Here is a 435-nt window from a genome sequence, read left to right as displayed (position 1 = left end):
AAGCTCTCCAGTGATACGTTGAAAAAAATCGGCTTGGACGAAGACCTGTTCGAGGCCATTGCCACCTATAAAAAAATCACGTCCAACAGCGCGCTCAAACGCCAAGCCCAATTTATCGGCCGCCTGATGCGCGATGCCGACCCCGCACCCATCGAAGCCTATTTGGCCAAACTGCGCGGTGACAATGCGGCACACAATGCCTTTTTGCAACGCGTCGAGCAGGCGCGTACCCGACTGTTGGCAGACGATGGCGCGACTACCCAATTTATGGCCGATTTTCCGCAGGCCGACGCCGGTAAATTGCGCACTTTAATCCGCAACACCAAAAAAGAGCAGGAACAAAACAAACCGCCGAAAAACTTCCGCGCGCTGTCCCAAGAAATCAAAGCAGCAATGGAGACCGGTCAATCCAATGCTTCAGAAGAAGGGCAGGAT

At 53.3% G+C, this 435-nt stretch carries 1 protein-coding gene; it reads left to right on the top strand.

The genetic code is table 11. The annotated features are described in order from the left end of the window. The coding region (yjgA, locus tag ACTHUF_RS11385; protein WP_440407766.1) for a ribosome biogenesis factor YjgA at positions 1-435 on the top strand (435 nt) is incomplete at both ends.

This window comes from Neisseria sp. P0024.S006 (genome assembly GCF_051956595.1).
Classification (GTDB): Bacteria; Pseudomonadota; Gammaproteobacteria; order Burkholderiales; family Neisseriaceae; genus Neisseria.
This window is presented reverse-complemented; position numbering and strand designations above follow the sequence as displayed.